General features: G+C 69.2%; 29 protein-coding genes and 1 pseudogene. 14 read left to right on the top strand and 16 right to left on the bottom strand.

Going from position 1 to position 24,967, the window contains the following annotated elements; translation table 11 throughout:
• Window positions 1–419 precede the first annotated feature (419 nt).
• From AB0O21_RS38670 to AB0O21_RS38650, 5 genes are all read right to left on the bottom strand, one after another.
• Window positions 420–1,598: a cytochrome P450 gene (locus tag AB0O21_RS38670; RefSeq protein ID WP_365180109.1), complete on the bottom strand. Its 1,179-nt coding sequence runs from the start codon at window positions 1,596–1,598 to the stop codon at window positions 420–422.
• A gap of 93 nt (window positions 1,599–1,691) precedes the next feature.
• Window positions 1,692–1,922, bottom strand: coding sequence for a hypothetical protein (locus tag AB0O21_RS38665; protein ID WP_365180106.1), 231 nt, complete (start codon window positions 1,920–1,922; stop codon window positions 1,692–1,694).
• A 389-nt stretch (window positions 1,923–2,311) separates the two neighbouring features.
• The gene (locus AB0O21_RS38660; protein WP_365180103.1) at window positions 2,312–2,692 is read right to left on the bottom strand and encodes a DUF4260 domain-containing protein; all 381 of its coding nucleotides are present in this window, start codon (window positions 2,690–2,692) and stop codon (window positions 2,312–2,314) included.
• Window positions 2,693–2,987: 295 nt separating this feature from the next.
• Complete coding sequence (locus AB0O21_RS38655; protein ID WP_365180100.1) at window positions 2,988–3,419, bottom strand: CAP domain-containing protein; 432 nt, start codon at window positions 3,417–3,419, stop codon at window positions 2,988–2,990.
• 466 nt (window positions 3,420–3,885) lie between these two features.
• Window positions 3,886–4,494: a hypothetical protein gene (locus AB0O21_RS38650; protein ID WP_365180097.1), complete on the bottom strand. Its 609-nt coding sequence runs from the start codon at window positions 4,492–4,494 to the stop codon at window positions 3,886–3,888.
• Window positions 4,495–5,022: 528 nt separating this feature from the next.
• On the opposite strand from AB0O21_RS38650, the gene AB0O21_RS38645 reads away from it, so the two are divergent.
• The 4 genes from AB0O21_RS38645 (at window position 5,023) to AB0O21_RS38630 (ending at window position 8,900) form a co-directional block, all read left to right on the top strand.
• A complete protein-coding gene (locus AB0O21_RS38645; protein ID WP_365180094.1) occupies window positions 5,023–5,634 on the top strand; it encodes a GNAT family protein in 612 nt (203 codons plus the stop codon).
• 128 nt (window positions 5,635–5,762) lie between these two features.
• Window positions 5,763–5,957 carry a hypothetical protein gene (locus AB0O21_RS38640; protein WP_365180091.1) on the top strand — a complete coding sequence of 65 codons (195 nt, stop codon included), beginning with the start codon at window positions 5,763–5,765 and terminating at the stop codon, window positions 5,955–5,957.
• A gap of 1,208 nt (window positions 5,958–7,165) precedes the next feature.
• Entirely contained in the window at window positions 7,166–8,167 is a 1,002-nt protein-coding gene (locus AB0O21_RS38635; RefSeq protein WP_365180088.1) for a beta-propeller fold lactonase family protein, read from the top strand.
• Window positions 8,168–8,414: 247 nt separating this feature from the next.
• Window positions 8,415–8,900: a DUF1877 family protein gene (locus AB0O21_RS38630; protein WP_365180085.1), complete on the top strand. Its 486-nt coding sequence runs from the start codon at window positions 8,415–8,417 to the stop codon at window positions 8,898–8,900.
• A gap of 66 nt (window positions 8,901–8,966) precedes the next feature.
• Here AB0O21_RS38630 and AB0O21_RS38625 read toward each other — a convergent pair whose 3' ends face one another.
• The gene (locus AB0O21_RS38625) at window positions 8,967–9,344 is read right to left on the bottom strand and encodes a hypothetical protein (RefSeq protein ID WP_365180082.1); all 378 of its coding nucleotides are present in this window, start codon (window positions 9,342–9,344) and stop codon (window positions 8,967–8,969) included.
• A complete protein-coding gene (locus AB0O21_RS38620; protein ID WP_365180079.1) occupies window positions 9,341–9,775 on the bottom strand; it encodes a hypothetical protein in 435 nt (144 codons plus the stop codon). The genes AB0O21_RS38625 and AB0O21_RS38620 overlap by 4 nt, the downstream gene beginning before the upstream one ends.
• Before the next feature lie 154 nt (window positions 9,776–9,929).
• On the opposite strand from AB0O21_RS38620, the gene AB0O21_RS38615 reads away from it, so the two are divergent.
• The 3 genes from AB0O21_RS38615 to AB0O21_RS38605 all read left to right on the top strand — a co-directional run bounded on the left by AB0O21_RS38615 (window position 9,930) and on the right by AB0O21_RS38605 (window position 12,584).
• Window positions 9,930–10,727, top strand: a complete 798-nt coding sequence (locus tag AB0O21_RS38615; RefSeq protein ID WP_365180076.1) for a maleylpyruvate isomerase N-terminal domain-containing protein — start codon at window positions 9,930–9,932, stop codon at window positions 10,725–10,727.
• A 676-nt stretch (window positions 10,728–11,403) separates the two neighbouring features.
• Complete coding sequence (locus tag AB0O21_RS38610) at window positions 11,404–11,859, top strand: hypothetical protein (protein WP_365180073.1); 456 nt, start codon at window positions 11,404–11,406, stop codon at window positions 11,857–11,859.
• A 218-nt stretch (window positions 11,860–12,077) separates the two neighbouring features.
• The gene (locus AB0O21_RS38605; protein WP_365180070.1) at window positions 12,078–12,584 is read left to right on the top strand and encodes a hypothetical protein; all 507 of its coding nucleotides are present in this window, start codon (window positions 12,078–12,080) and stop codon (window positions 12,582–12,584) included.
• A gap of 161 nt (window positions 12,585–12,745) precedes the next feature.
• Here AB0O21_RS38605 and AB0O21_RS38600 read toward each other — a convergent pair whose 3' ends face one another.
• From AB0O21_RS38600 to AB0O21_RS38575, 6 genes and pseudogenes are all read right to left on the bottom strand, one after another.
• The gene (locus tag AB0O21_RS38600; protein WP_365180115.1) at window positions 12,746–12,946 is read right to left on the bottom strand and encodes a hypothetical protein; all 201 of its coding nucleotides are present in this window, start codon (window positions 12,944–12,946) and stop codon (window positions 12,746–12,748) included.
• Between the two features lie 104 nt (window positions 12,947–13,050).
• Window positions 13,051–13,281 (bottom strand): annotated as a pseudogene (locus AB0O21_RS38595) (helix-turn-helix domain-containing protein); the annotation flags it as partial.
• A 76-nt stretch (window positions 13,282–13,357) separates the two neighbouring features.
• On the bottom strand, window positions 13,358–14,812 hold the full coding sequence (locus AB0O21_RS38590) for an RNB domain-containing ribonuclease (protein ID WP_365180067.1): 1,455 nt from the start codon (window positions 14,810–14,812) through the stop codon (window positions 13,358–13,360).
• A gap of 234 nt (window positions 14,813–15,046) precedes the next feature.
• The gene (locus AB0O21_RS38585; RefSeq protein ID WP_365180064.1) at window positions 15,047–15,391 is read right to left on the bottom strand and encodes a hypothetical protein; all 345 of its coding nucleotides are present in this window, start codon (window positions 15,389–15,391) and stop codon (window positions 15,047–15,049) included.
• 142 nt (window positions 15,392–15,533) lie between these two features.
• Window positions 15,534–16,019, bottom strand: coding sequence for a DUF1772 domain-containing protein (locus tag AB0O21_RS38580; RefSeq protein WP_365180061.1), 486 nt, complete (start codon window positions 16,017–16,019; stop codon window positions 15,534–15,536).
• A 76-nt stretch (window positions 16,020–16,095) separates the two neighbouring features.
• The gene (locus AB0O21_RS38575) at window positions 16,096–17,082 is read right to left on the bottom strand and encodes an SDR family NAD(P)-dependent oxidoreductase (protein WP_365180058.1); all 987 of its coding nucleotides are present in this window, start codon (window positions 17,080–17,082) and stop codon (window positions 16,096–16,098) included.
• Window positions 17,083–17,212: 130 nt separating this feature from the next.
• Between AB0O21_RS38575 and AB0O21_RS38570 the strand changes: the two genes are divergently transcribed.
• Complete coding sequence (locus tag AB0O21_RS38570) at window positions 17,213–18,448, top strand: histidine kinase (protein ID WP_365180055.1); 1,236 nt, start codon at window positions 17,213–17,215, stop codon at window positions 18,446–18,448.
• Window positions 18,445–19,098 carry a response regulator transcription factor gene (locus tag AB0O21_RS38565; protein WP_365180052.1) on the top strand — a complete coding sequence of 218 codons (654 nt, stop codon included), beginning with the start codon at window positions 18,445–18,447 and terminating at the stop codon, window positions 19,096–19,098. The genes AB0O21_RS38570 and AB0O21_RS38565 overlap by 4 nt, the downstream gene beginning before the upstream one ends.
• Before the next feature lie 292 nt (window positions 19,099–19,390).
• Here the strand turns inward: AB0O21_RS38565 and AB0O21_RS38560 are convergent, their stop codons facing one another.
• A complete protein-coding gene (locus tag AB0O21_RS38560) occupies window positions 19,391–19,906 on the bottom strand; it encodes a GNAT family N-acetyltransferase (protein ID WP_365180112.1) in 516 nt (171 codons plus the stop codon).
• Window positions 19,907–20,194: 288 nt separating this feature from the next.
• Complete coding sequence (locus tag AB0O21_RS38555; RefSeq protein ID WP_365180049.1) at window positions 20,195–20,815, bottom strand: TetR/AcrR family transcriptional regulator; 621 nt, start codon at window positions 20,813–20,815, stop codon at window positions 20,195–20,197.
• Between the two features lie 86 nt (window positions 20,816–20,901).
• Here AB0O21_RS38555 and AB0O21_RS38550 point away from each other — a divergent pair, with 86 nt between their 5' ends.
• From AB0O21_RS38550 to AB0O21_RS38530, 5 genes are all read left to right on the top strand, one after another.
• On the top strand, window positions 20,902–21,339 hold the full coding sequence (locus tag AB0O21_RS38550; protein WP_365180046.1) for a DUF4345 domain-containing protein: 438 nt from the start codon (window positions 20,902–20,904) through the stop codon (window positions 21,337–21,339).
• Between the two features lie 205 nt (window positions 21,340–21,544).
• Window positions 21,545–22,264 carry a DUF4386 domain-containing protein gene (locus AB0O21_RS38545; protein WP_365180043.1) on the top strand — a complete coding sequence of 240 codons (720 nt, stop codon included), beginning with the start codon at window positions 21,545–21,547 and terminating at the stop codon, window positions 22,262–22,264.
• Window positions 22,261–23,244, top strand: a complete 984-nt coding sequence (locus tag AB0O21_RS38540) for a hypothetical protein (RefSeq protein WP_365180040.1) — start codon at window positions 22,261–22,263, stop codon at window positions 23,242–23,244. The genes AB0O21_RS38545 and AB0O21_RS38540 overlap by 4 nt, the downstream gene beginning before the upstream one ends.
• Window positions 23,241–23,897, top strand: coding sequence for a hypothetical protein (locus AB0O21_RS38535; RefSeq protein WP_365180037.1), 657 nt, complete (start codon window positions 23,241–23,243; stop codon window positions 23,895–23,897). Before AB0O21_RS38540 ends, AB0O21_RS38535 begins: the two co-directional genes overlap by 4 nt.
• The gene (locus tag AB0O21_RS38530) at window positions 23,894–24,643 is read left to right on the top strand and encodes a hypothetical protein (protein WP_365180034.1); all 750 of its coding nucleotides are present in this window, start codon (window positions 23,894–23,896) and stop codon (window positions 24,641–24,643) included. Before AB0O21_RS38535 ends, AB0O21_RS38530 begins: the two co-directional genes overlap by 4 nt.
• A 79-nt stretch (window positions 24,644–24,722) precedes the next feature.
• On the opposite strand, the gene AB0O21_RS38525 is transcribed toward AB0O21_RS38530, so the two are convergent.
• The coding region (locus tag AB0O21_RS38525) for a hypothetical protein (protein WP_365180031.1) at window positions 24,723–24,967 on the bottom strand (245 nt) is incomplete at its 5' end.

Below are 24,967 nucleotides of genomic sequence, written 5' to 3'. Positions count from 1 at the left end.
CGGTCCTGGCATACGGTGGGCTGATCATGGGACTTGCGTTCCTGTTCAGCTCCGCGAACTGAGCTACACGGGCGTGAGCTGCGGGCTGGCAGGCGCGTGGGGCGAAACTGGCTGCATGAGTGATCCGATGCGGACCAATCCGATCTGGGGTCCGATCGTGTGCCCGGTCTGACGCAGTCGAGTACACCCGTGCCCAGACGATGACGCCGAGGACGGCATCGTGCACACCGCTGTAAGTTGCGGCCTGCTCGCGGATCTAGGACTCGAGGTCGGACAGCGCGTTGACCGTCACTATTCGGCGCTCGTCGTTCTCCATGACTCCCTTTCACCCGAAGACCCCGCCTGACGCACCCTGCGGGGCCCCGCCCCTGCGGAGGCGGCCCGGCGGTACTGCCCCCAACTGATGGGCATCATGAGCCTCACTCGGCGTGGTAGCGGACCGGGAGCGAGGTCAGGCCACGGGCACGCAGTGACCGGCGCCAGGTGGGGGCGGGTTCTACGGGTTCGAGGGTTTGGTAGCGCTCCAGGAGGGCACCCAGGGCGATCTCGGTTTCCGCGCGGGCCAGGGGAGCTCCGAGGCAGTAGTGAATGCCGTGCCCGAGCGCGAGGTGCCCGGCGGTGTCCCGGTCTAGGTCGAGGACGCCGGGCCGGTCGAAGCGCGCCGGATCACGGTTGGCCGCGGACAGCGAGAGCAGGACGGTCTCCCCCGCCGGGATGGCGACCCCCGCGATGGTGACGTCTTCGATGGGGAAGCGCCTGATGGCGAGGAGGGCGGGCCCTTCGTACCGTGCGAATTCCTCCACGGCGCCCGAGAGTCTCGAAGGATCCTTGCGGAGCAGGGCCAGTTGGTCCGGGTGCTGGAGAAGGCTGTGGATCGCGTTGCCGATGAGCTGGACGGTGTTCTCGTAACCGGCGAAGAGGATGAGGAAGGCGAGAGACATCAGCTCGTCCTCGCTCAGGCGGTCCCCGTCGCCGTCCCGGACTGCGATCAAGTCGGACAGCAGGTCGTCGCCCGGGTGGCTCCGCTTGTGCGCCATGAGCTCGGTCAAGAAGCCCAGCATCGCGACCAGTGCTTCCTTCGCGGCCCGAGGCCGGCTCGGGTCGGGTACGACGAGCGCGTCGGTCCAAGTACGGAAGTCCAGGCGGCGGTCCTCGGGGATGCCCAGGAGGTCGCAGATGACGATGATCGGCAGCGGAGCTGCGTACGCGGCCACCATGTCCACACTGCCGGCCGGGCCGAGTGCGTCGAGCAGGCGGTCCGCCGTTGCCCGGATGGGTGCGCGCAGTTGCTCGATCCGGCGCGGGGTGAAGGCGCGGCCGACGAGTCGGCGGATGCGGGTGTGGTCCGGGGCGTCCATGTTGAGGAGGTTGGCGTCGAGGGCCGGGGGCAGGGAGAGGCCCCGGTAGTTCCCCTCGGTCGCGTTGGTTTTGTCCAGAGACAGACGGGGGTCGGCAAGGGCCTGGCGGACGTCGTCGTACCGCGTGACGAGCCACGCCGGGCTGCCGTCGGTACCCGCGATGCGGGACACCGGCGCGGTCTCCCTCAGCCGTTCATAAGCGGAATACGGATGCGTGATCAGTTCGCCCTGAAGATCCATGAGGCCACCCTAGGACGTGCGCCGGCCTGCCCCCGGTGCCGGGGCTCCGCCCCGGGGGAAAACGCTTCGGGTCTCGTGGGTCGCTGGCTGGTCCTACGGGAACGGGTCCTGATCGGCGCTGGTCGCCGTCTCTTCGGCGAGCCGACCGAGGACGTCCCGCTCCGCCTGGACCCGGCCTCCGACGTCGGCGGCTTCGAGCTCGCCGTGCTCACCGATCGCCACGACCGCGCAGATGCCCATGTTCGTACCCAGGGCAAACAGTGCGAGCAGCCGGTGACGCTCGAGCGCGCACGCCAGCACCTCGACTACGAGGCCTGCCCGCACCGCTTCGAGGCAATCATCCGCCTCATGAACCGCAGACCAACTGCCGAAACCAGTCCTGCATACACGATGTGATCTGCTTCCCTTAGCCGAGCCCGCCGAGGCGCCCGTGCCGAGCTGGCCCCGCCACCCCGGTCGGCGCCAGCTCGGCACGGGAACGTACACAGCCGCTTCTGACCTCCCGTCATCAAACAAGGCCGACTGCGCGCTTGGGGCAACCAAGGGGGTACTCCCCCCGGGAACGGGCACCGGGCGCCGGGCCTCACCCGCACACGCCATCTATCGGCGCGGGCTGCACCGGCCCTTAAGTGCTCACTGGGCAAGTTGGACGCTCTGCGAAACGGCGAAGCTCCTTATGAAAGGTCGCGGCCAGGAACCACCTGGAAGTTCGATCAGGGCGAGGTGGGCCCGAGCCCGCGCGTCCGGTCGAAGGCGATGCGGGTGAGCCAGCCGAGGCCGGCCGTAAAGAGCGGTGGCCACACGATCGGCCCAACGGTGTAGCCGACCAGCACCACGAGTGGGGTCCACCCACGGTTCACGGCCTGGTAGAGCATGCCGGGCCCACGGATGCCGGCGAGCCGCGCCAGGTCCGGTAGCACGAAGGACGCCAGCGCAGCGGCCGTGGTCAGCGTGCCGTACTTCTGACTTTCGAAGCCGGCGAACGCGGCCAGCAGTAACGCGAGAGCGCCCCAGGCGGTTCGCGTAAGCCAACCACTCCGGCCCACAGCAGAGTTGCGTAACGGAGTGGCGGCGTCCGGGGGTTCAGTGGTCACGCGTACAGCGTACGGATGGCAACGCATCATCAGAAACAGGCTCAGCGGCCCGCGCCATGCAATTGCGGCGCAGACGCCATGAACAGGCGGCCACAGAAGCTGCGTTCCGGTCCGGCCGCTGTGAATGCCGGATTCGTCGGCGTAATGCTCGCAGCCTCCCCCGGGGCGAGAGACACAGCAGGTCAAGCGGCTGGTGCACTGGCAGGAGTTGAGGTTCGTGGTGTGGTCGGCGCTGAGCAGGAGGCGTTGCAACGTTCGGAAAGGAGCCGGAGGAGGACTGCCGTGGGAGCAGGCGTCATTGCTGGCACCGCCCAAACGTCACCACGTAGGTCGCGGCGCCGCTCGCGCCGGCTCCGGCCCGGTCTGCGGCGCCGGCCAACGCCGCGCTGCCGATTTCGCGCAGCGTCCCGTTGAGGATGTTCGCGCGGTGGCCGGGGCTGTTCATCCACCATCTGACGGCGGCGCTCGGCGTGCCCGAGGTGCCCCAGCCGGTGTACGTGATCTCAGCGACCTGCCACGACCGGGGGTTGGGGCAGTAGCCGGCCCCCATGATGCGGCTCTGCGGTGTCGAGCCCGTCTGTGGGTTGGTGTGCGAGTCCTGGCCCGGCCCCCACCACTTCAGTTGCACGGCCGCAGCGGCGTGCTGCTGGGCCGCGGTGTTCAGGGCGGAGTTGACGGTTAGCGCCGGCAGCCCGCGCTGCGTGCGCTGCGCGTTGATCAAGCCCACAACATCCCCGGGCTGAGCAGCTGCGTCCTGGGAGGAGGCAGCGGGTACCAGCGTCGCCGCCAGGATGGCGGCAACTGCCGGACCGATGAGCCTCCGGGTCCGTGAAGCAGTGCATTTCACGAGGTACACCTCCCGCGACCACGAACAGTGGTTTCGAGCGCTTGGGTGAGGCGACCAGTCTCTTTCGCTTCGACGTCATTTCCAGGCTGCCATCCCGACCACCCGCTCGCCATCGGAGGTCCAGCCCGGCCCCTGCCTGAGAAGAAGCGGCCCTTCGGGACCACGAATGGGCCAGCGCCCCGGAACGCTTCGCGGAGAACCGCGCCGCCACGCGGGCCTACCACGAGCAGCACGGGACCCTGGCCGCGGCACGGCACGCGACCACGCTGGACAAGCCGGCCGGGTAATGGCCGACCAACATCCGCTGGCCGCACATCCTTGGGCCGGTGGGCCGTTCGCCTATCAGTCAGAAGGGAGGTTCGAGATCGCCGCGGCCATCGCTGTGTGGCCCGCAGCAGTCCCACGGCTCCTGCTGAAGAGTTTCAATGTCAGTGATGTCGTGGCCCCATGCTTCGAGGGCCTTCCAGGCAACGCGCCGGTTAGGGTCGTCGCTGCTGGTGTCTAGGATGCGGCGCGCGTGCACGGCGAGGTGATCGCGGCGGCGGGCAAGTGCGGGGTGTTCGGCGAGGATGAGCGCTGCGAGGCCGGCGGCTTCGCGCACGTCCTCGTGACTGTCCTGCAGGAAGGGCGCGACGGCTCGATAAAGCATCGGGCGCAGGTCCCGAAATGCCGCCAGCGTGGTGTCGCGGGTGAGGAAGCCAGGGAAGTATCGCTCGGTGCGGTCGACAATCTCGTCGGAGGCGTCGTAGGCCGTGGAAACCAACCAGTTCAACAATGTCGCGCGGATAGGGACGTTGCGATACGGCCGGAGGGTCATGGCCGCCGGGTGGGCGAGGATGCCGGCGACATACATGGCGACGGGGGCGGTGGCTTCGTAGATGCTGTTCTGGTGACCGACCAGCTCACTCAGTTCCGACAAAGCGGTGACCTGCACCTTGGGATCAGGCTCCAGCAACCGTGCCAGGACTTTGGGAAGGCACTCACCGTTCCCGAAAGCCGTCTGGAGCGAACCCCAGTCAGTCTCCGCTAGGACTACCTGGTAGGGCGGCAAGTCAGTCTCTCGGGGTGCCCCGGCCTTGGAGCTGCTGTGGTTCACAGGCCAAACCTAGACCAGACTTCTGACACGATTCCCGTCCGGGCCAGTTGGAAGCGCTGTCCTTCCGAGAGTGACTGGTGCGTTTGCGCTGGTCAGGCATAGGGTCGGTGTTTCGGCGGCAGAGACGAGGTGTTGTGTCGTCCCTGCGGTGGAGGTGCCGGGATACCCTCGGTAAGGACTGGTGAAACTGCGCAGTGCTCAGCCAACCTGCGAAACCAGCCCCCGAGGCTGGAAGCCCCGCGGGTCAAACGACTGGAACACCCCGTACTCTGCGCAGATCCAGTGAGCCGCAACAACCACTGTCCCGCTCAGCCAACCTGCACAACCCCAGGTCAGAACCATGCCCACTCCGCAGATTCACTGACCCTCGACAGGTAGCATCACCCGATGCTACGCATCGGCTCCCCCATCTCCACCGCCCGGCTGATACTCCGTCCGTTCCGGCCCGAGGACACCGAGTACGTCCACGACTACCAGCGTCGGCCCGACGTCGCCCGGTTCATGCGGTGGGAACCACGCGGGCTGGAGGACGTCCGGGTGGTGGTGGAACAGATGGCTCGTGAGGCCGAACTGGCCTGGGACGGGGACTGTCTCAGCTTGGCCGTTGTCGAGCCGGGCACGGAAACGGTCATCGGGCAGGTCGAACTGGTCCTGCTCAGTACGGAACACCGCCAAGGCGAAATCGGCTACGTCTTCCACCCCGCCCACCAGGGCAAGGGGTACGCCACCGAAACCGCGGTCGCCGTCCTGAGCCTGGCATTCGACACACTGGGACTGCACCGGGTGGTCGGCCGCTGCCGCGCGAACAACGCCGCCTCCGCCCGGCTCCTCGAACGCCTCGGCATGCGCCTGGAGGCCCGTTTCATCGGAACGCAGTTCTCCAAGGGCGAATGGCAAGACAACCTCGTGTACGCCATGCTCCAGCCGGAGTGGCGGGCCCTCGGCCACCCGCCAGTGGACATCGCATGCCCTGAAGCAGACAACAGCACGTGCCCCTGAGCGAGATCAACGGGCTACCCGGCAACGTACCTGTGCGGTCACAGCACTGGGTCCGCGGCCGCCCAGGACGACAGGTGCAGGGCCTTGCCGTGGGACCGGGCGTCGTCGTACCGACTACCCAAGGCGGTATGCCGGTTTCATTCGAGGCCGGCAAACCCCCGCACCACATCCGCCGCCTTCACGAGGCGGCCGGCTACCCATTACCCGGCAACCTCCGTGTCGGCGAGCACCGCATGCAGGATCTGCTCCACCTCGTGCATCACCGGCTCACTCACCGCCTGCCCGGCCTCGGCCGCCAGAGCCCGCGCCGTACGCGCAAGTAAATGTCTTCGCCGTTTTCCAGGTAGAATGCGAGACGGTTACGCACTCCACTGAATTGCCCAGAATAGCTTCCGCAAATTTTGGACATGGGCGTCAATCCTCCCTATTCGCGCTGCCTGCAGCTTGAGATAATTCTCGGCACGCGGTACGCGAGAACTCTGAGCCCCCCATTCACAGACCAGAATAGGGGCGCGTGGGTTAATGGTAGACCGACTCGTCGCTGAACTGAGGGAATCAAAGTTGACGCCGCACTCTGCGTCACCGCGGCGCTCGCGCGGGCCCGCAAGGCCCCCGCGAGGACTCCCCCGACCTCCACGTCCGGCCGCTGCGCGGAGGCCTTCCACAAGGGCGTCCAGGCCCTCACGCAGTACATCGAAATCGAGTGGGAGGGCGGCGGCGCTCCCGGCAGGGCCCACATCGAGCACCTCCCGGACGGAACCGAGCACCGCACCGGGGTGTGGCTCGCCAACCAGAGCCAACGCCGCAACCGGCTGGACCGGGCGCAGCTCGAAGCCCTCGCCGAGCTCGGGGTCGACTGGGTCCGATAGCAAGGTCTGGCGGCTGTTCCAGACCTCTGCCAGCGAGATTCGGGAGCCAGGTTTGGATCAGCAAGGGCCCGTAAGGGCGATAGAAGACGCCAACTGACCTCGGAGAGCCTGTACACGAGCTCGGGGTGACCGCTCGGACCGACACGGTCGACGAGCTCGTCGACCCTCTCCTGAAGGGTCCATGCAGGCCGCTACGCGGCCTCAGCCCAACGAGCCGACCGACACCACGGCAACGGGCCAGGTCAGGGGCCACTTTGTTCCAGCTTGTGATCTTGCCGGGGCTGGGGATGTCGGCTCGGACGGGTTCGGACGGAGGCGCCGGGCGCCGGCCGCCGGCCGCCGGGCGCCGGCCGCTGAGCATCGGAGTTGTCCATGCGGGCCAGGTATCGCGCCTGGACCCCCGTTGCCCGGATGGAACTCAAGACGTACAGCGGCATGCTGCTCCTCGGTCCCCCGTCGCCACAAAGCGAGGGCGTGCCGGATCTCCTTGTTGCGCCGCGAGCCGCGCGGCCGGCGCAGGCAGTGGCGATCTCAGCGGTCAGTCCAGCTTGATTGCGAGCCTCACGTCGCCTCCCGCTCCCGAGGTCTAGCTTGGCCCCATGACGTGGAATCAGGGCATGGGCCGGCGGGCAACCGTGGTGCTTTGTATGACAGTAGCGCTCATGGGACCGGGAAACCCGGCCGGCGCAACTGCCGGGACGGCGGCAGCCGGGCCGCCCCAGCGCCCCGATGTCCTCGTTTATGTCGCCAACCTCCACTCCGACACGGTGTCGGTCGTCGACACCGGCACAGGCACGGTCGTGGACAGCGTTGCCGTCGGTGACGGACCGGACAGCGTGGCCGTCAGCCCCGATGGTTCCCGTCTCTACGTCACCAATTCCGCGGCGGACACCGTATCCGTGATCGACGTCCGCACCAGGAAGGTCATCGACACCGTCGTGGTCGGGGACGAGCCGAGCAGAGTGACGGTCTCCCCGGACAACCGGAACGTCTACGTCGCCAACGTCGCATCGGACGAGGTGTCGGTGATCAGCACCCGCACCCGTGCCGTGACGGACACCATCGCGGTGGGCGACGCACCGCTGGGCCTGACGCTGACACCCGACGGATGCACGCTGTACGTCGCCAACGCCGCATCCGGCACCGTCTCAGTGGTCCGAACCGCCACCGGCACGGTCACCGGCAGCATCCCCGTCGGCAGCGGACCGACCGCCCTGGTGCTCGCTCCCGACGGCCGGCACCTGTACGTCTCCAACCTGACCTCGGACGATGTGTCGGTGGTCGACGTCCGCGGCGGCACGGAATCGGACCGCATTCCGGTCGGAGACCAGCCTGCGGGGATCGGGGTACGACCGGACGGCCGCCAGGTGTACGTCGCGAACATCGGATCCGACAACGTGTCCGTGATCAGCACCCGACGCGGTGCCGTCACGGAAACCATCGCCTCGGAGGACGGCCCCAACGGCCTCGCCGTCAGCCCGGACGGCTCCCGGGCCTACGTCAGCAACTTCGACTCGGACAGCCTGACGGTCATCGACACCTCGACAGCCCGCGCGACCGACACACTGGCCGTGGGTGACGGGCCGACAGGCGTTACCGCGGCAGCTCCGCTCCCCCGGCCCGGGTCTTCCGCTCCACCCCCAGCCGCGCACCCCGCGCGGTAGCGCCCACCGAGAGGTCCAGTTGTTCACGTACCGTGCCGCTGCTCCTGCCGACAGCCATCGGTGACGCACCCGTGCTCCCTCAGAGGTGAAGCTCAAGCACCCCCTACCGGCTCCCTAAGGGGGTGACGCGACCGTTCCGTCAGCTGGGGCGAGGCCACATCGACCGGCACACGGCTGTCAGTGCCCTCACGTAGGTTCTGTCCGTTCGGCCCGACAGATGGGCCGCCGAGCTGAGGGACTCGTCATAGTGAGCATCTACCTGCACTTTCGTGCCGTGGCGCAGTCCGAGATCCGTGACGACCACACCTGGCTCGCTGCGTTCATGTCCGAGGCTTGGGAGGACCACACCGGCGAGTACACAGCGGGTATCGCCTGCTCGATCAACAAGGGCTGGGACTCTGTCAACGACCTCTACGCCGCAGCCGATACCCTTGATACAGACGCCGACGAGCCCTGGACACTACCGATCTACGGCGGCCGCCCCGTGCCACACAGCGCGGACGCCGACCCCTCCGATCCCCCGCTCATGCTTCTGGAGCCGCCCGGGGTGTCACAGGCCGCACATTTCCTCGCGACTGTTTCCTTCGACGAGCTGTGGAACGCCGTCGGCGCCAGGTTCCGTACCCTCGGCTGGTCCAGGGAGGAACTCCTCGGCCATCACAGGGACCTCCAAGGGTTGTACGGGCGGGCGGCCTCGGCAGGCCACGCCGTGGTCAAGGCGGTGTGGGCTTGAGACGGTTGATGTGGCCATTGGGGCGGCGTTCGCGTGCGGATGCGAGGATCTGGTCGAGGTCGGTGGTCAGGTAGTGGCGGACGGTCTTGCGGTCCCGCCCGAGAAGTCGGCGATCGCGCTGATGGTCCAGCCGCGTTCGCGTAGTTGGTGGATGTCGGTGTGCCACTGGCGGACGCGGGCGAGGAGCCGGCTATCCGGTGGGTCGTTCAGTTCCGGTGGTCCGATCAGCGCCGCCGGCGCCAGTGGGTCCGACGTGTCCGGGGGCTGGTCCGGATCGTCGGTCTCGGCGCCTTTGCGCAGGCAGGCCCGGTGTTGGTGGGCGGTTCGTTCGACTGCACGGGCCAGTGAGTGCAGCAAATACCCCCTGTCGGCGACTTCGATCGCATAGGGTGCCGTGCGGGCGGCGGCCTGGCTGAAGGTGCTGCACCGGTCCCGGCAGATCACCTTGATTCCGGGGTGTTCGGCGAGCCAGGCAGCGACCGTGTCCGTGGTGCGGTCGGCAGCAGGTCGATCGGCCGCCGTGTCTCGACGTCGATGAGCACGGTGCCGTAGGTGGTACCCCTGCGGAACTCGAACTCGTCGATCTCCGGGGCCGTGACCTGGCCGGATGGCGGGTCCGGGACCTTCCGGACTTCCCGCAGGATCACGTCCCAGCTCGCCCGGACCGGAAGGTAGTCGGCAAGCCGGGCGCTGGCCCGCCCGCCGACGACCAGCCCGATCGCCTGCACCATCCGGCCCACTGCGTGGGTGCGGCGACGGTACGGCGTGGTCAGGTATGGCACCTGCTCGGCCATGGTCCGGCGGGCGTGCACCGGGTGGGCGTCATGTCGCCGACGTGCCCGGCCGCGCGGCGAGGCCAGAGCACCGACAGGCACGACGCCGGGCGTACCGCCACCACCAGCGTCCTCGCAGCAGCGCGCAGCACGTCACCCGAGCGGTGGGAGGCGAGGACGACGTCCGCAACGGCCAACCGGCGGCGACTGTGAAAATCGCTGTCCGATCACCGGAGCACGGTGATAGATATCCGGCGTGGAAAAGAATCTTGAGTTCCCTGACCTGCTGCGACTGATCGATGAACGGTCGACCGCCTTCCGCACCGCGGTCGGCGCCGCGCCCAGTCTCGACGCACAGGTGCCGACCTGCCCCGGGTGGACGCTGTTCGATCTGGTGAAGCACCTGGGTGGGGGAGACCGTTACTGGGCCGCCATCGTCGGCGCGGGGCCTGCCGACGCTCCCCCGGCCGAGGCCGCCGCTGCGCGCGCCGCTCTGGAAGTGCCGCGGGAGCGTGAGGCCTTGCTGGCCTGGCTGGCCGCGTCGACGCAGCTTCTGCTGAGCGCCCTGCGCGAGGCAGGACCGGACGCCGGCTGCTGGGCGTGGTGGAGTGGCCTGCAGACGCCGCGGACCTCTGGCGGAGTCGCCCGGCACCGGGTCCAGGAGAGCGCGGTGCACACCTACGACGCCCGGCTCGCCGCGGGCGCCCCGCAGCCGCTGCCGGCCGAGGTCGCACTCGACGGTGTCGAGGAGTTCCTGTTCACCTGCGTCGCGACGCCCAGCGCATGGCCGCACAAGCCCACGGCCTTCGACTTCCACACCGCCGAGGGCCGCTCCTGGCGCCTCGCGGTCGACGGCGACGGCGCACGCTCCACCCGCATCCCCGCGCCCACTGCCGCGACCGGCGAGGACTCGGACGCGGCCGGCGCCTCCGTACATGGCACGGCCAGTGAGTTGGTCCTCTACTTGTACGACCGTATCCCCGCTGACTCCTTGCACGTTGACGGAGACGCAGGGCTGCTCGACCTGCTGCGGGCTTGGGAGCCGGAGGAGTAGGACGTAGCGGAGGCGGTTGGCCGCGCCTCGAGCCGGTAGGACACGACTCTTCGCCAGGTTCGTCAGCCGCAGCACCGGGCTCAGACCCGCGAGGCGGCCTCGGGGCGTCACCAAGCCGACCGTCTACCTGGTCGGAGCTCGAACTCACGGCCTCCGCACGATCAGAGACGAGTACATCGATAGCCGGGCCACCGCCGACCGGCTCGCTCTCCGTATCCAGCGAGCCGGCGGTTCTGCGTCGAGGCCGACCCCTGGCCGCGCTCCTGGTCCCACGAACCCGCCAGATGATCATTTTCGTAGCCCTCCTGGGTGCCGCTCCGGCCGATGCTCCGCGCAAATGGTGGACACCCCGGAGAGGTACGTTCAGACGGATTGGGACAACCGTCACATCCCTACGCGGACGGGGAACGACGAGCTCGGATGGCAGCACTTCTCCCGGCCGCACGTCATCACCAGTTGCAGGCTCATCAACGCCGCGCTGAACGGTAAGCCCGACAATCTCTCCGACCAGCAGCCGAACCGTTGAATACTGGGGCTTTGTGATCAAGAACGGCCGCCAGGTCGATTTCGTGGTCAAGGTCCGCTACGCCAAGACCACCGATGACGACCGGTACGAAGCGCCGGTGCAAAAGGGGAAGGTCGGAGTCATCACGGCCTACTGCCGAGGAGTGCAGAAATGCCCGTCATCGGTCAACTGGCCTGTACCGAGGGCTGCCTCTCCCGCGCCCAGAGCGCCGTCGCCGCCGCTCTCTGGCACTACACCGGCACTCCCATTGCGAGGCCTTACTACGTCCGCGGATGCATCCCAGAGCCTGACGATGCCGCTGTGATCGTCGCTCTGTGGACCGGCCCGAGTGCACGGGAGAAGAGGAACCTCTTCCTGCTCGTCTCCCTTGTGTCGGGCGGATTGCCCGTCCCGCCGCGGCAGGTCGTTGCGGGCCTGATTCGGCTCGGCCGCGGGACGCACCTGTTCGGCTCTGTGGGCCGGCGCTTCGACGGCAAACGCCTTCTCGACGGCAGCGGTCTGGTCGAGGGCGAGGGGCAGCCGTGCCTGTGCGACGGTGCCGCGGAACCCCCGAGGCCACGCGGGTTCTACTTCGAGCGCCCTGGGGAACCGAGGCGCTACCCGTGAACGTGTGCGGAGGCGAGGTGGATGAGGGGCTACCGTTCTCCGAAGGTGTGCTGGTCAGTGCCGTGGCGTACTGCCCGCAGCGCTGGTTGTGTGGTGGTCCAGTAGCTCCGGCCGCCCGACCGCGGGCTTGCCGGCAGTACGTCACCGTTGAGCACCGGCCGAGCCGGTGGTTGCCTCGCCTCGTCGCGGCGGCAGCGCCGTACGGAACAGGAGCGGTGATGACGCGCCACGAGTCCAAACTCTTCATCAACGAGGGCATCTTCGGGATCTTCGACAACGGTGAAGTCCCCGCCGAAACCGCGGACCGGTCCGGAGGGCTGATCGCTCCGATGGCCGCGGGAGCCATGGTGCGAACCGGCATCAACAGTGGAAACGTCCACGTGAGGATGGAGACGGGCGACCCGGTGAGCTCGCCGGGAGAGTGGGAGGAGGAAGCCAGAGCACTGATCTGGTCGCCCACTGGAAGCCTGCGTATCGAATCGGTCGTCGAGGGCCCCGGGTTAGACCTGCCCATCCTGTCGGCCTCCGGTCCCGGCTGGTACGAGGTTGAGGTCAAGGCCCGCGGCCGCCGGGAGAACCCCGACGCCTCGGTCCTCGACTCCGCAGAGGCGTACCAGGTCCGTCTCCGGCCGGCCCCTGGCGCCACCCCTCCCGTGCCGACCAGCACCTCGAGCGAGACCGACCCCGGCGAAGAGGCCAGAAGGCGACGCCTCCTCCAAGGGTGAAGCGCACGGGATGAGACTGCTCGTGCACCCCCGAGCAGTCTCGTCCGCCACGGCAGCACGGAGAAGGGCGGCGTTGCTCCGTGCGCCCGGTCCCGGACTGCTAGGGTCCGCGCGGCGGCAGCCCTGATCCCTGCACCGACCTCCATCTCCTCAGGCGGAAGTCAACAGCGGATCGGCTGGCTGTTGTACTCGACCCATACCTGCTTCTTCATCCAGGCGGCGCGACGTTCGAAGGCGTCCCCGTCTTCCAGGTCCGGATAGCGCTGCGCACGGTGTCCGGCTGCGGCGAAGTACACCGCCAGCCGTGCCCGTTCGGGCCTGATCCGCTCGTCGAAGGTCTCGGTCCAGCCACGCTGTGGCATCTGTTCCTGGGACGGGAACAGATGCCACATGAGCCGGGGGTCGACCTGGTTGACCAGTGGGTCGCGTTCTTCGGTGTCTCCTCGAGCGTCTGGACGATGACCCGCTCAACGTCAGCATCTGTGATCTTCCTCGGGATACCGGGCCGCGGCTCGTCGCACAACCCGCCCAGTCCCCGCTCGATGAAGCGACGCCGCCGGGTACGGGCCGTGTCCGGCGCAATCCGCAGCCGGCGGGACGCCTCCGTGATCGAGTGACCTTCGGCGCACTCCAGCCTGAGCCTGAGCCGTCGTACGGCGACGTAACCAGCCCTCCAGCACTGTCCGTTGGGATTCATTGACCGACAACGGCGCAGTCTTCGGGCCCGGACGGCTCATGGCCGACAAACGATGAATCTCTGACTCAGGTGGTCGCTAGGGCACGGTGAAGAGGACCTTGTCCCCGTCCGCGGAGGGGTTCGCCCGTTTGAGCGTGGCCCTGATGCTGGATCCGAGCTGGAGGTCCAGGCCGTTGGTCGACTCGACCTTGGCCAGCACGGCGGGGTCGGCCAGGAACACCTTGCCCTCGCGCGGCTTGCCCCGCTCCGCGTCGGTGTCGATGACCGCGACCTCGAACTCCTCGCCCTCGCGGTCCTTGAGCACCGCGGCCTCGGCCAGGTCCACGGTCTGCCGGTCCGCCAGGCCGCTCTTCCCCCGTGCCATGTCGCACGGGATGCAGTACAGGGCGTCGAGCACCCAGTTCGGTGGGGCCTTGTCCGCGCACGCCGCCACGCACAGCTCACCCGTGTACCGGTCGACCAGGCGCCGCAGCGGAGCCGTGCAATGGGTGTACGGGGCCGCGATCGCCGCGTGCATCGTGTGCGCCGGCTTCTGGTTGTCGCGGAAGACGGTGTACTCCGATTTGAGCATCGTGCTGGTGGCCTCGCTGAGGAAGGCCATGTGGGTCTGCCGGTCGGGATCGAGCTTGCGGACCAGCGTGGCGTACGAGATACCGGGCCGCCAGACGATTCCCAGGGCCTTGGCGATGTCGTGCAGGCGCTTGACCACGTTCTGGTCGGCCTGCTCCTTCTGGGTCCGCAGGATCCCGGTACCGGTGTCGAGCATGATCTGGGCCGCGGACATGCCGGTCATGAGGGAGAGCTGCTCGTTCCAGCCCTCCACCGGGAGCGTCGCCACGTAGCTCAGCCGGAACGATCCGTCTTCGAGGGTGACCTCCTGGTCCGGCAGGTTCACCGAGATGCCGCCGCGCGCGATCTCGACGGCTTCCCGCAGCTTGCCGATCTCGCGCAGCAGGGCGAGGGACTCCTCCGCCGTGCCGTTCTCGATGGCCTGCTGGGCGCCCGCGTAGTCGAGCTGGGCCCGGCTGCGGACCATGGCCCGGCTCACGGACGAGTCGGTCACGTTGCCGTAGGCGTCGAGGTCGTGCTGCCACAGCAGGGCGGGGCGGTCCTTGTTCGGCAGCAGGCTTGCCGCGCCCTCGGAGAGGACGGGCGGGTGCAGGGGCACCTTGAGGTCGGGGAAGTACAGCGACTCGATCCGGTCGTGCGCCTCGGCGTCCAGCGGGCTGCCGGGCCTGACGAAGGTCGCCACGTCCGCGATCGCGTAGTACACGCGATAGCCGCCGCCGGGCCGCCGCTCCAGGTGCATGGCCTGGTCGAGGTCCTTCGAGGTCGGCGGGTCGATCGTGAAGAACGGCAGGTGCCTGGCGTCCTTCTCGGGCAGGCGCGCATCGGTCACGGCCTGGTCTGCCGCTTTCAGTACGCGCTTGGGGAAGGCAAGCGGGACCTTCAGCTCCGTCCGAAGTTCCACCAGCGCAGGGTGCAGGGTGTCCAGGGCCTCGTCAGACATGTGCATCGGGCGACGTCTCATGCCCCGACCGTAGGGCGGCGGTCACGGACCGGCGCGGTGAGCGCGTCCGGGTGGGGGGCTTTACACGTGACACCCGGACCCGACTCTGGCTCGTAGACGCCATCACCTCGGCCTGTGATCCAAGAGCGCGACGTCCCCGAACCCGGCGACCCTTGGAACCCGACGGTGCCCATCCCCGGCCTCCGCGACGCCATGGGGTGCGCTCGGGATGGCCGGCCGAGGCGGGAAGGCGTCTCATGCCCGGTGGACGGCGTGCCCCAGGTACGTCCCCACGGGGCTGCCCTCGGGTTCGAGCACCATGTCGACCAGCTCCGGCAGCTGTTCATCGGTCAGCGTGCCACGCCGGCGTCCGCGCGTCGCGCGCACCAGGCTGCGTACGTCGCGCGGCTTGAACGACGTGACGTCCTGCGGGGACAGCCCCACTCGGCCGAGTGCCTCGGCGAGCTCTGCCGGGCGGCGCAGCCGGTGTGCGGCGTAGCGGCCGCGGGGCATGATGCGGGTGGCCGGGAAGGCCTGGAAGGCGCCCAGGTAGATGAGGCGGGACACGGGGGTGCGGTTCACCGTGTCGTAGACGAACACGCAGCTGCTCGGGCCACTGATCGCCGCGCGGGGAGAGGAGGGCCCGGGGTCCGCTCCCCCGGGCCCCGTCTGATCGACTGTTGGGTGATCTCAGCCCTGGCCACCAGTCCTTCACCGTGCCCCGAGGCGGGTGCGCCTCCCGTCAGAGCGTGTCCTCCGGGTCGCTCTCGACGCCGGGCCGGCGCAGGACCAGAAGGATCAGCAGCACGAAGGCGGCGAACGCGGCACCGGTGCGGGCGTTGTTGAAGGCCTCCCAGCGATCCAGGATCTCGGCGTGGTCGGGGGGCGCCGAGGTGACGGCCCACTCCTTGATCCGGCCGTTGATGGGAACGTTGCCGAGCCGGGTTATCAGGAAAGACGCCAGTACCAGCAGCCCCGCCCCGCCGGCCAGCCATCGCGGGGTGCCGCGGGTCATCACGGCGAGCGTCGCGGCGCTGAGTGCGGACAGCGCCATCGCGCCCTGCATGGTGATGCCGTTCATCTCCATCAGCCTGGCGTGGAAGGACAGCCTCATCTGGAGCGGGACGGCGTCGAACGTGGGGACGAGATTGGCCGCGCCGTAGCCGAACGCCCCCGCGAGGGCACCGGTGGACAGCAGGGCAAGCCCCTTGACGTATCGGATGAGCATGTGGACCACCTCTGTGGCGCTGGTGCGGCGGGGTGACGGAGGGCGTGAGCTGTGTGCCCCTGCCTGACGGCGAGCCTCAGGCACCGCTCGGCTGGATCATTCTCCGGCCTGCGCCGCTTCCGCCGTCCACGGCGATCGAGGCACCCGTCATGTAAGGGAAGTCGTCGGACGCGAGGCCGAGCACCGCGCGCGCGATCTCCTCGGCGTCGGCCATCCGTTCGAGACCGTCGACGTTGAGCGGACCCCAGGCCTGCTTGTACTTCAGCCAATCCGCGTCCGGGATTCCCGGCGGGCGCACGAAGGGGGTGTCGGTGGTGCCGGGCAGCACGGCGTTGATCCTGATGCCCTTGGGTCCGTACGCGAGCGCCGCGGATTTCACCAGGCCCTGCACCGCCCGCTTGCTCGCGGTGTACGCGGCGCCGTTCGGCCGCGCCTGTTCGGCCGCCGACGAGGAGGTGCAGATGATGACGCCGCGCTGAGCGCGCAGCATGTGCGGAATCTCGTACTTGATCGCGAGGAACACTCCCCGGGCGTTGGTGGCCTGGACGTCGTCCCACTCCTCGACGCTCATTTCGTGGGGCAGTTTGCCGCCGCCGATCCCGGCATTGTTGAAGGCCACGTCGATACCGCCGTAGCGGCTCGCGACCCGGTCCACGAACGCGCGGACCTGGGCGTCCACCCGTACGTCGGCCTGGACGTACGTCGCTTCGCCGCCCGCGTCCCGGATCTCCCGTTCGACCTGGCGCCCCAGTTCGGCCCGTCGGCCGCAGAATCCGACGTGGGCTCCCTCCGCGGCGAACGCCTTCGCCGCGGCCCTGCCGATGCCGGACGTGGCACCCGTGACGAGCACCGACTTCCCCTGGAAGCGGCCGGCTTGGGTGCGGGACCTCGATGGGGCGCCGGCCGCGTGGGCGGTACCGCCGAAGGCCGCGGTGCTGAGGCCGAGAGCGGCGGCACCGCCGAAGAGGGTGCGTCGGCCCAGGACCGCGGACCGCGCGTCGGCGTCGGTGTCGCTGCTCGGGTTCGGGGTCGGGTTCGGGTTCGGGTTTGCGTTCGTATCCATGGCGATCACGCTCGCAGCCCGCAGCGGTCCTCGACTCCCTCCACTGGACTGACATCGCGGCCGGTGGGAGGAGGCGGGCTCCTCCCACGGCAGGACCCGGGCGGACCGCCGGGCACCTATCGTGAGGGGTGTGAACCGACCTTGGATCGAGCTTGCGTTCGACAGAAGATTCGCCGCCTTACGGATCCTGGCGTTCGCCGGCGTGCTGGTCGGCTACTCCCTGCTGCTTCAACGGCCGTCCGGGGCGCGGGACTGGGGTCTGGCCGCAGCCGGCCTGGTGCTGTGCCTGGTCGCGGGAAGGTGGGTGTTCGGCGCGCTGCTGGCGCAGTCGTGCCTTCTCGTCGTCGCACACGCGCTGGGATCCGACACCGTCGCCTCGTTGAAGGTGCTGGCCGCCGTCACCCTGTTCGAGTTGGCGGTGCAGCAGTCCGGGCGCCTCCTCATGGCCGGGGCGAGCGTACTGGCGCTCACCGTCGCCGTGAACCGCTTCGAGGAGCTGCCGGGCGGTTTCCTCCCGGTGCTCTACAAGATGGGCATCGTCGCGGGCACACCGCTGCTCATGGGCGCGTACGTACGCGTGACCCGCGACGCCGCACTGCGCGCGCGGGAGTACGCGACGCAGCAGGAACTCCGCGCCGAGCAACGGCTGCTGGCCGCCCGCGTGGCGGAGCGCACCACCATCGCGCGCGAGTTGCACGACCTCGTCGCCCACCACGTCTCCTCCATGGTGCTGCGCGTCGGTGTCGCCCGGCACGTCACCGCCGCGACCGGCACCACCGCCACGACCACCGACCCGCGGATCACCGAAGTCCTCGACGACCTGCACGCCAGTGCCGGCGCGGCCCTGGCGGATCTGCGGCGCCTGGTGGCCGTACTTCGTGCCCCGGACCAGACAGCACCCGACACTGGTTGCCTGGTCGCGCCCGGGGCGCTGCCGGCGGCTTTGGAGTCGGTGGTGGAACACAGCCGACAGACCGGCCTGGCCGTGAGCGCTTCCGTGGATCCCGGTGTCGCAGGGCTCGACGCGGTACGTGGCCTCGCCGTCCTCCGGCTGGCCCAGGAGGGCCTGGCCAACGCGGCCAAGCACGGCGGGCCCGGCGCACGGGCCGAGCTGGCCGTTCGGGTGGTCGACAGCGTCGTCCACGTGACGATCCACGACGACGGGGCCGGAAAGGCCCGGACTCCGGCCCCGGCCCCGGCCTCGGCCCCGGCGCCGGACACCGGTCCTTCCGGGCACGGCTTGATCGGCATGCGTGAACGCGTGGACCTGCTCGGCGGCCGGATGGACGCGGGCCCCGCAGCCCGGGGCTGGCGACTCGCGGCCGAACTGCCCCTCCTTCGAACCGACATGGAGCCCCAGCCGTGATCCGTATGCTCGTCGTCGACGACCAGCAGCTCGTCCGCATGGGACTGCGCATGCTCTTCGAACAGGCACTGGACATCGAAATACTGGGCGAGGCGGACAACGGCTCGGAGGCCGTGCGACTGGCCGAACGCCTCGCTCCCGACGTCGTCCTCATGGACCTGCGGATGCCGGGCATGGACGGCATCACGGCCACCCGCCGCATTCTGACCGCGCGCCCCGCCACCCGGGTCGTCGCCCTCACCACGTTCGACGACGACGACCACCTGTACCCGGCGCTCGCGGCCGGAGCCTGCGGATTCCTCGTCAAGGACACCCCGCCGGCCGAACTCCTGGAGGCCGTACGCCGGGCCGCCGACGGTCAGGCCCCCTTCAGCCGGGACGTACTCGACCGCCTGGTGCTCCAGGCGCTGCACACACGCTCCTCCTCGGACACGCCGACGGACGCCCCGGTCCCGGCCATCACCCCACGGGAACGGGAGGTGCTCGGACTGCTCGGCGTGGGCCTGTCCAACAAGGAGATCGCCGACCGGCTGCACCTCGGGGTCACCACGGTCAAGACGCACGTGGCCAGCCTCATGGCGAAGACGGGCCGCGACAACCGCATCCGTCTCGCGGTGCTCGCCGTCCTCACCGGCATCACTCCGGACTGAGCTCCTTCGCCTTCGTCCATGGCACGCCGTGCCGCGCAGGCCGGCCACCGCAGGTGCTGCCACGCCGAACAGACTCTTCTGCCGGTTCGAACGGGCAGAGACACCGACGAGGGTGACGTCCGAACCGACGTCGTGGGCGTACCGGCGGCGCCGCTCCGTCGTCCAGCCGTAGCCACCCTGTCTGACCCAGGTGGCGGTGAAGCGCGAGCGGACAAAGAACGAGGGGGCCTACCGACACACTACTGGTCCTTCGAACCAGCCCTGGATGCGTTGCGGACCGACTTCTGACCGGTCACGCCCGCGTCTGCAGCACCTGGCCCGGCCAGATCGCACCGTCCGACCGCAGCACCTCGAACTCCAGCGTCGCCGTGAACCCCAACTCCTCGTACTCGCGCACCAAGCGGCCGTCCTCGCCGGCCCAACAGTGCGTTCGAAGCAGCCGCGCGCCACGCCGGGCGGCCTCGGCCCGGGCATCATCGACCAGGGCCGCCATGCTGAGCTGCCGACGCCACATCCTGGTCACCAGGAATTGCAGGTAGAGCTCAGGGTCCTTCACCGGCGGAGCGAACCCCGGGACCTCGTCGGTCAGCACCGAAGCACCCTTGACGCGGTTCAGCAGGTCCCGGCAGATCCTTGTCCGTCCGGCCCGCGCGTGGCCCAGTACCTGCTTGACGATCAGCGGGGGGTCTTCCAACTCCAGCGTCTCGTACAGGTGCGGGTGCCGGTGCAGGACCAACCAGGAGTCGTAGTCGTGGAGCATCGCCACGAAGTCCTCCACCTCCTCAGGCCCGCCCGCGGTGACTTTCATGTCGCTCAAGCGCACTCCCCTGATACGTCGAGTCAACAGCCGCTGATCACCGTATCGCCGAGGATCGGTGCGCTTCAGTGCGATATCCGGCGCATCGACGGCATCGCACCCGAGGCCACGGTTGCGTCCCATGCAACATCGTGCGTCGGAGCAAAATCAGCCGAGGCCGAACGCTTCACCGCCACCCACAGAGGCAACACAGCCTGGCGCGCCGAGGTGGCATGCCGCTTCCACGCCCCCTCGTCGTCGTGGAGTACTTGACCCACCGATCTTGCCCGTTGGGCCGGTTCAGGCGGGTGGGGCGGGCGCCCAGTTCGGGGCGGGGTCCTTGGACAGCAAGGGGCGCAAGGCGCCGACCGCCGCACCGATGCAGGTGTCCCGCAGCTCGGTGCGGGTGCACGTCTCGCGCGTGAGCCAGTCCACACACAGCACCTGGACGAACACGAGCCAGGCCTTCAGTGCCGCGGAGACGGCGGCGCGCGTGCGTTCGTCGGCGAGCGGGAGAACACCGAGCAGGCGTGAGCGCAGCGAGTCGAGTTCGTCCGTCATGATCGTCTGGATGACAGGGTCGCCCGCCAGCACCCTGTTCGCGGCCAGGACGGCGTGGCGGCTGGCGATGAAGTAGTCGAGGTGGGCGTCCAGGCCCTGGGTGAGCTGCTCGACGAGGGTCGCACTGGGGTCGAACGTGGTCGCCTCCAGCAGCCGGTCGGTCGCCTGCTGGTAGACCGCCGCGAAGAGGGCGTGCTTGCTCGGGAAGTGCTGGTAGAGCAGGGCCCGGGACACGTCGGCCTGGCGGGCGACGTCCTCCATCAACACGTCGTCGTATGGGGTGGCGGAGAAGATCCGGGCGCCGACAGCGAGCAGCTGGGCACGGCGGTCGGCAGGCGTCAGGCGTCGGCGGGGCGGCACGCACTCAGATTACTACTTGACACGCGTCTACTTAAGGGGGCTACGCTGAAGCTAAGTAGACACACGTCAACTAAGGGGGTGGAGTCATGGCCAAGGCACTCCGGGTGTTCGCGTGGGTGATGGGCCTCGCCTGCACGGCAATCGGGCTGTTCCACATGGTCGGCGACAACGCCGCGATCCCGGGCGAGGCCGACGCCGGCCCCACTCTGGACAGCCTGGGCCGGTTCTTCGGCGCGATCTTCGCCGGGTACGGGCTGGCCTGGCTGTGGGCGGCCCGGCAGGACCCCGTCCCGGCGAAGGCGGTGCGGTGGCTCGCGGCGGTGTTCCTGCTGGGCGGCGTGGGTCGGTTGCCGTCCCTGGCGGTGCACGGGTGGCCGCACTGGTTCCAGGTGGCACTGACGGCTATCGAGCCGGCCTTCCCGCCGGTCTGGTTCTGGCTGGCGGATTCCGACGAGCGGGCATTCCGGGAGCGGCGGCCCGCGGGCACTCCGGCCGCCAGGCAGTCTCTTCCGGATCTTGCCTGACCCTCGCAGCCCGGCACCGTACCGCCGCGTCATGGAGACACCTCGGTGCCACTACTCCCCGCGGAGTAGCCGCACCGCCTTCCCCCGCGGGACGACCACCGCACCCCCGCAGCGGCATTCTGGCTGTCGCGCACCGGAGTTCCACGCCCACGCCACCCGCCGGGATCCCCCGCCGAATCCCCTCACCGATGATCCAGGAGATGTCATGCCCACATCAGTACGTGAGTCCCACGCGGACTCGCTCCGCCGCGCGGCCCCGCGCCCGCGCGGCGCCGTTGCGCTGCTCACCGTCTCGCTCTCCTACGCCGTTCTCACCGCCGCCTACGTCGTCACCAACCGCGCCACCCCGCAGCCCGACGCCTCCGGCCGCGACATCCTGAGCCAGTACGTACGCGACCACGGAACGGCGATCGATCTGGGCGCCTTCCTGCTGCTCGTCGCCGCCGTTCTCCTGGTGCCCCTGGCCGCCACCCTGGCCCGGCTGGTCCGGCGGGGGCAGGGACAGGACCAGGCCGCCGCGGCGCCAACAGTCCTCGCCGGCGGGCTGCTGGCCAGTGGCGCACTGGCCTCCAGCGCCGCGCTCACCTGGACCCTCGGCCGGCTTCCGCAGGACGCACCCGCAGCCCTGGCCCGTACCCTGGCTGACCTGTCCTTCCTCGCCGGGGGTGTCGGATACGCCGTGTCCTTCGCCCTCCTGGCGGCAGGCACCTGCCTGGCGGCCCGCGGGAGCGGGCTCCTGCCGCGCGCCTGCGCCACCACCGGGCTGGTCATCGCCGCCGCCGGACTGGCCGCCACCCTCACGCTCCTCGCCATCGACTTCGGCTACCTGCTGCCCGTCGTCCGCTTCGGCGGCACGGCATGGCTGCTGTGGGCCGCGTTCGCACTGTTCCGCCCGCGACCGAGCGCACCGGGGACGAACGCATGACCGCGGACGAACGCATCATCACCGCCGCCTCGCCCATGGAATCGCGCTCGGCCTGGCAGATCCCTGTCGGCGCGGCCCTTCTCCTGCTCGCGTCCGCCGCCTTCCACACGGTCGTCCTGCTGCTCACAGACGGCCCGTGGGACGGCCCCGTCTCCTGGCGGAAGCCGATCACCTTCGGGCTGTCCTTCGGTGTCAGCGTGCTGACCGTCACCTGGATCTGCCGACTCCTCCCGCTCGCCGCACGCACCCGCACCCTCCTCTTGGGCACCTTCACCACGGCGTCTCTGCTGGAGACCGGTCTGATCACCCTGCAGGCGTGGCGCGGTGTCCCGTCGCACTTCAACACCGAGACCACTTTCGACACCTTCGTCACGCGCGCCCTCGCGGCCGGCGGCGTCACCCTCATCGCGGTCGTCGTCGCACTCACCGTCGCCGCACTGCGCCCCCACCCGCAAGCCGCCCCCAGCATGCGGCTCGCGCTCCGCGCCGGACTGGTGGCGCTCACCGGCTCCATGGCGGCTGGAGCCGTGATGATCGCCTACGGACTGACGCTGGAGGGAGCGGGCCGCGCGGCCGAGGCTTACCAGGCAGCGGGCTTCCTGCGCCCCGCCCATGCCGTCACCATGCACGCCGTCCTGCTGCTGCCCTCCCTGGCCTGGCTTCTGAGCCGTACCAGACGGCCGGAGGCGCAGCGGCTACGCCTGGTACGCCTCACCGTCGCCGCGTACGGTGCCGTCGTCGTACTGGTCACCTCCGCGGCCGCGGCCGGCCTCACCTTCGCCACCCCGGCCACCACAGCCGTGGTGAGCGCGGGCGTCACGATGGCTCCCGCATGCGCGTTCCTGGCACTCGGCGTAGCGCCGGGCGTACGTGAGAACCGCGGATCGACCAGGCCCGGCAACCGGGAACTCGCCCATGGCACGCACCGCGCCGCCCCCGTCGGCGGCCTGGACGACGACGACCGGAGGTATGACACGTGACGCGGACCGCGAGCAAGAAGCACGCCGGGACCGTCTCAAGCGCGGGCAGCGCAGAGGCCGCAGCCCGCCCGGCACCCCACCCCCGAGCACCGCGGACACCGCCCGCCGCCGGCAAGGTCCGGCGTCTGCCCCAGCGGTGGCGCAAGGCGATCCTCACCCTCCATGTGACGGTGGCCGTCGGCTGGGTGGGAATCGAGATCGGCCAGCTCATCCTCGGGCTGGTCGGCCTCACCACCGACGACGCCGGAGTCGTCCGCGCAACCCGCGTCGTCATGGAGATCCTCGGCATCGAACTGATCGCCGGTTTCGCCTGGACGACCCTGCTGACCGGCCTGCTCCTCGCGGCAGCGACGCAGTGGGGCCTGCTGAAGCACTGGTGGATCGTGACCAAGCTAGTCATCACCGTCGCCCTGATGCTGAACGGCCACTTTTTCCTCCAGCACTGGCTGCGAGAACAGGCAGAGGTGGGCAAGGCCCCTGAATCCCTCAGCCTGCAGCTGGTGATCGTCATGAGCATCGCCCTGGGGCTGCTGGTCACGGCGACGGCACTGTCGATCTACAAGCCCTGGGGCAAGACCCGCCGCGTCCGCCGCCGCCCTGCGGCTGGTGGCCCCGTGGACCACCGAGAGGCCCCGTCTACCCTGGCCGCATGATGGATGCGGGGGACTTTCGGGTCGGTGACGTGCTGTCGGTCACGTGCCCCTTCACGGTTACCAGGGTCGAGCAGGGTGTCACCTGGGATCACATAGCGGTGCGATGGCCGTGGTGGGAAATCGACGGCGACAACGAGTTCGCGCACTGGAACGGGATCGTTGCCCTAGGCGTGGGCGGCAGCGAGTACGTCGCGCCTGAGGTGGAGGCCGAACTGTTCCAAACGGACCCTCAGCCCGAACAGCTGAAGGCCGGAGACGTCTGCCGGGTCGGCGTGCCGCCCACGGTGGTGCACGTAACGGCCGTCGACCGCCACGATCCCCCGCTGGAGACTGCCTGGCTGCCGCATCCCACCCAGACCGTGACCGTGCTGCGCCGAGGCCTGTCCTATCGCGAATTCCCGGACGGGAGCCACCTCGATGGCTCGGGGTACGGCATCCACCCCGGCGACGGGACCCCCTTCACTTTCGAGCTGCTGATGCGTCCGTACGCATCTCTCCAAGTGGGCGACGAAGTAGCCGACATCATCGGCCGGGCATGGCGGTTCGACGGCCCCTGGGACTGGACTGCCTTCGATGGAGAGCCGGCCGGTGCGGGCCCTGCGTGGCCACTCGTCCTGCTCACCCGGGCAGGGAAGCCGTGCTCCGTCGAGGACGCTGAAGCAGTGGCCGCAAGCACTGCCAGCGGTTCGCACCAGGAGACGGTCCGAGACTGGATGGCACTCACGAAGGCCTCGCCGACCCCTTGACCCGTCGGGATGTCTGCGGGGCTTCTCCCGTGGCTGAGCACGGATCTCACTGCAAGGCAGCCAACCCTACAGCGCACGGTCACAATGACTGAAGCTGCGCCATCTTGAAGTAGCTGGTCAGGGTGCTGGTGTGACACCGGTTCGGGGTGCGCGTACTGGTCGTGGGCGGCAGTCTGGGGTGTAGATCGTCTGGCGGGAGTGGGTTTGTGGATTCCCGTCCGTCGTCGCCGGTGCCGCTCCTACGCTCCGGCCCATGATGGATCCCGAATTGCTGGAGCGGATCGCCGCGCGGCGTGCGGAGCTGGACGGACTCGAAGAACAGCT

It is taken from the genome of Streptomyces sp. NPDC091371 (genome assembly GCF_040684275.1).
Taxonomy (GTDB): Bacteria; Actinomycetota; Actinomycetes; order Streptomycetales; family Streptomycetaceae; genus Streptomyces.
Note: the sequence above shows the minus strand (reverse complement) of the source record. Positions and strands in the feature narration are given on the sequence as shown.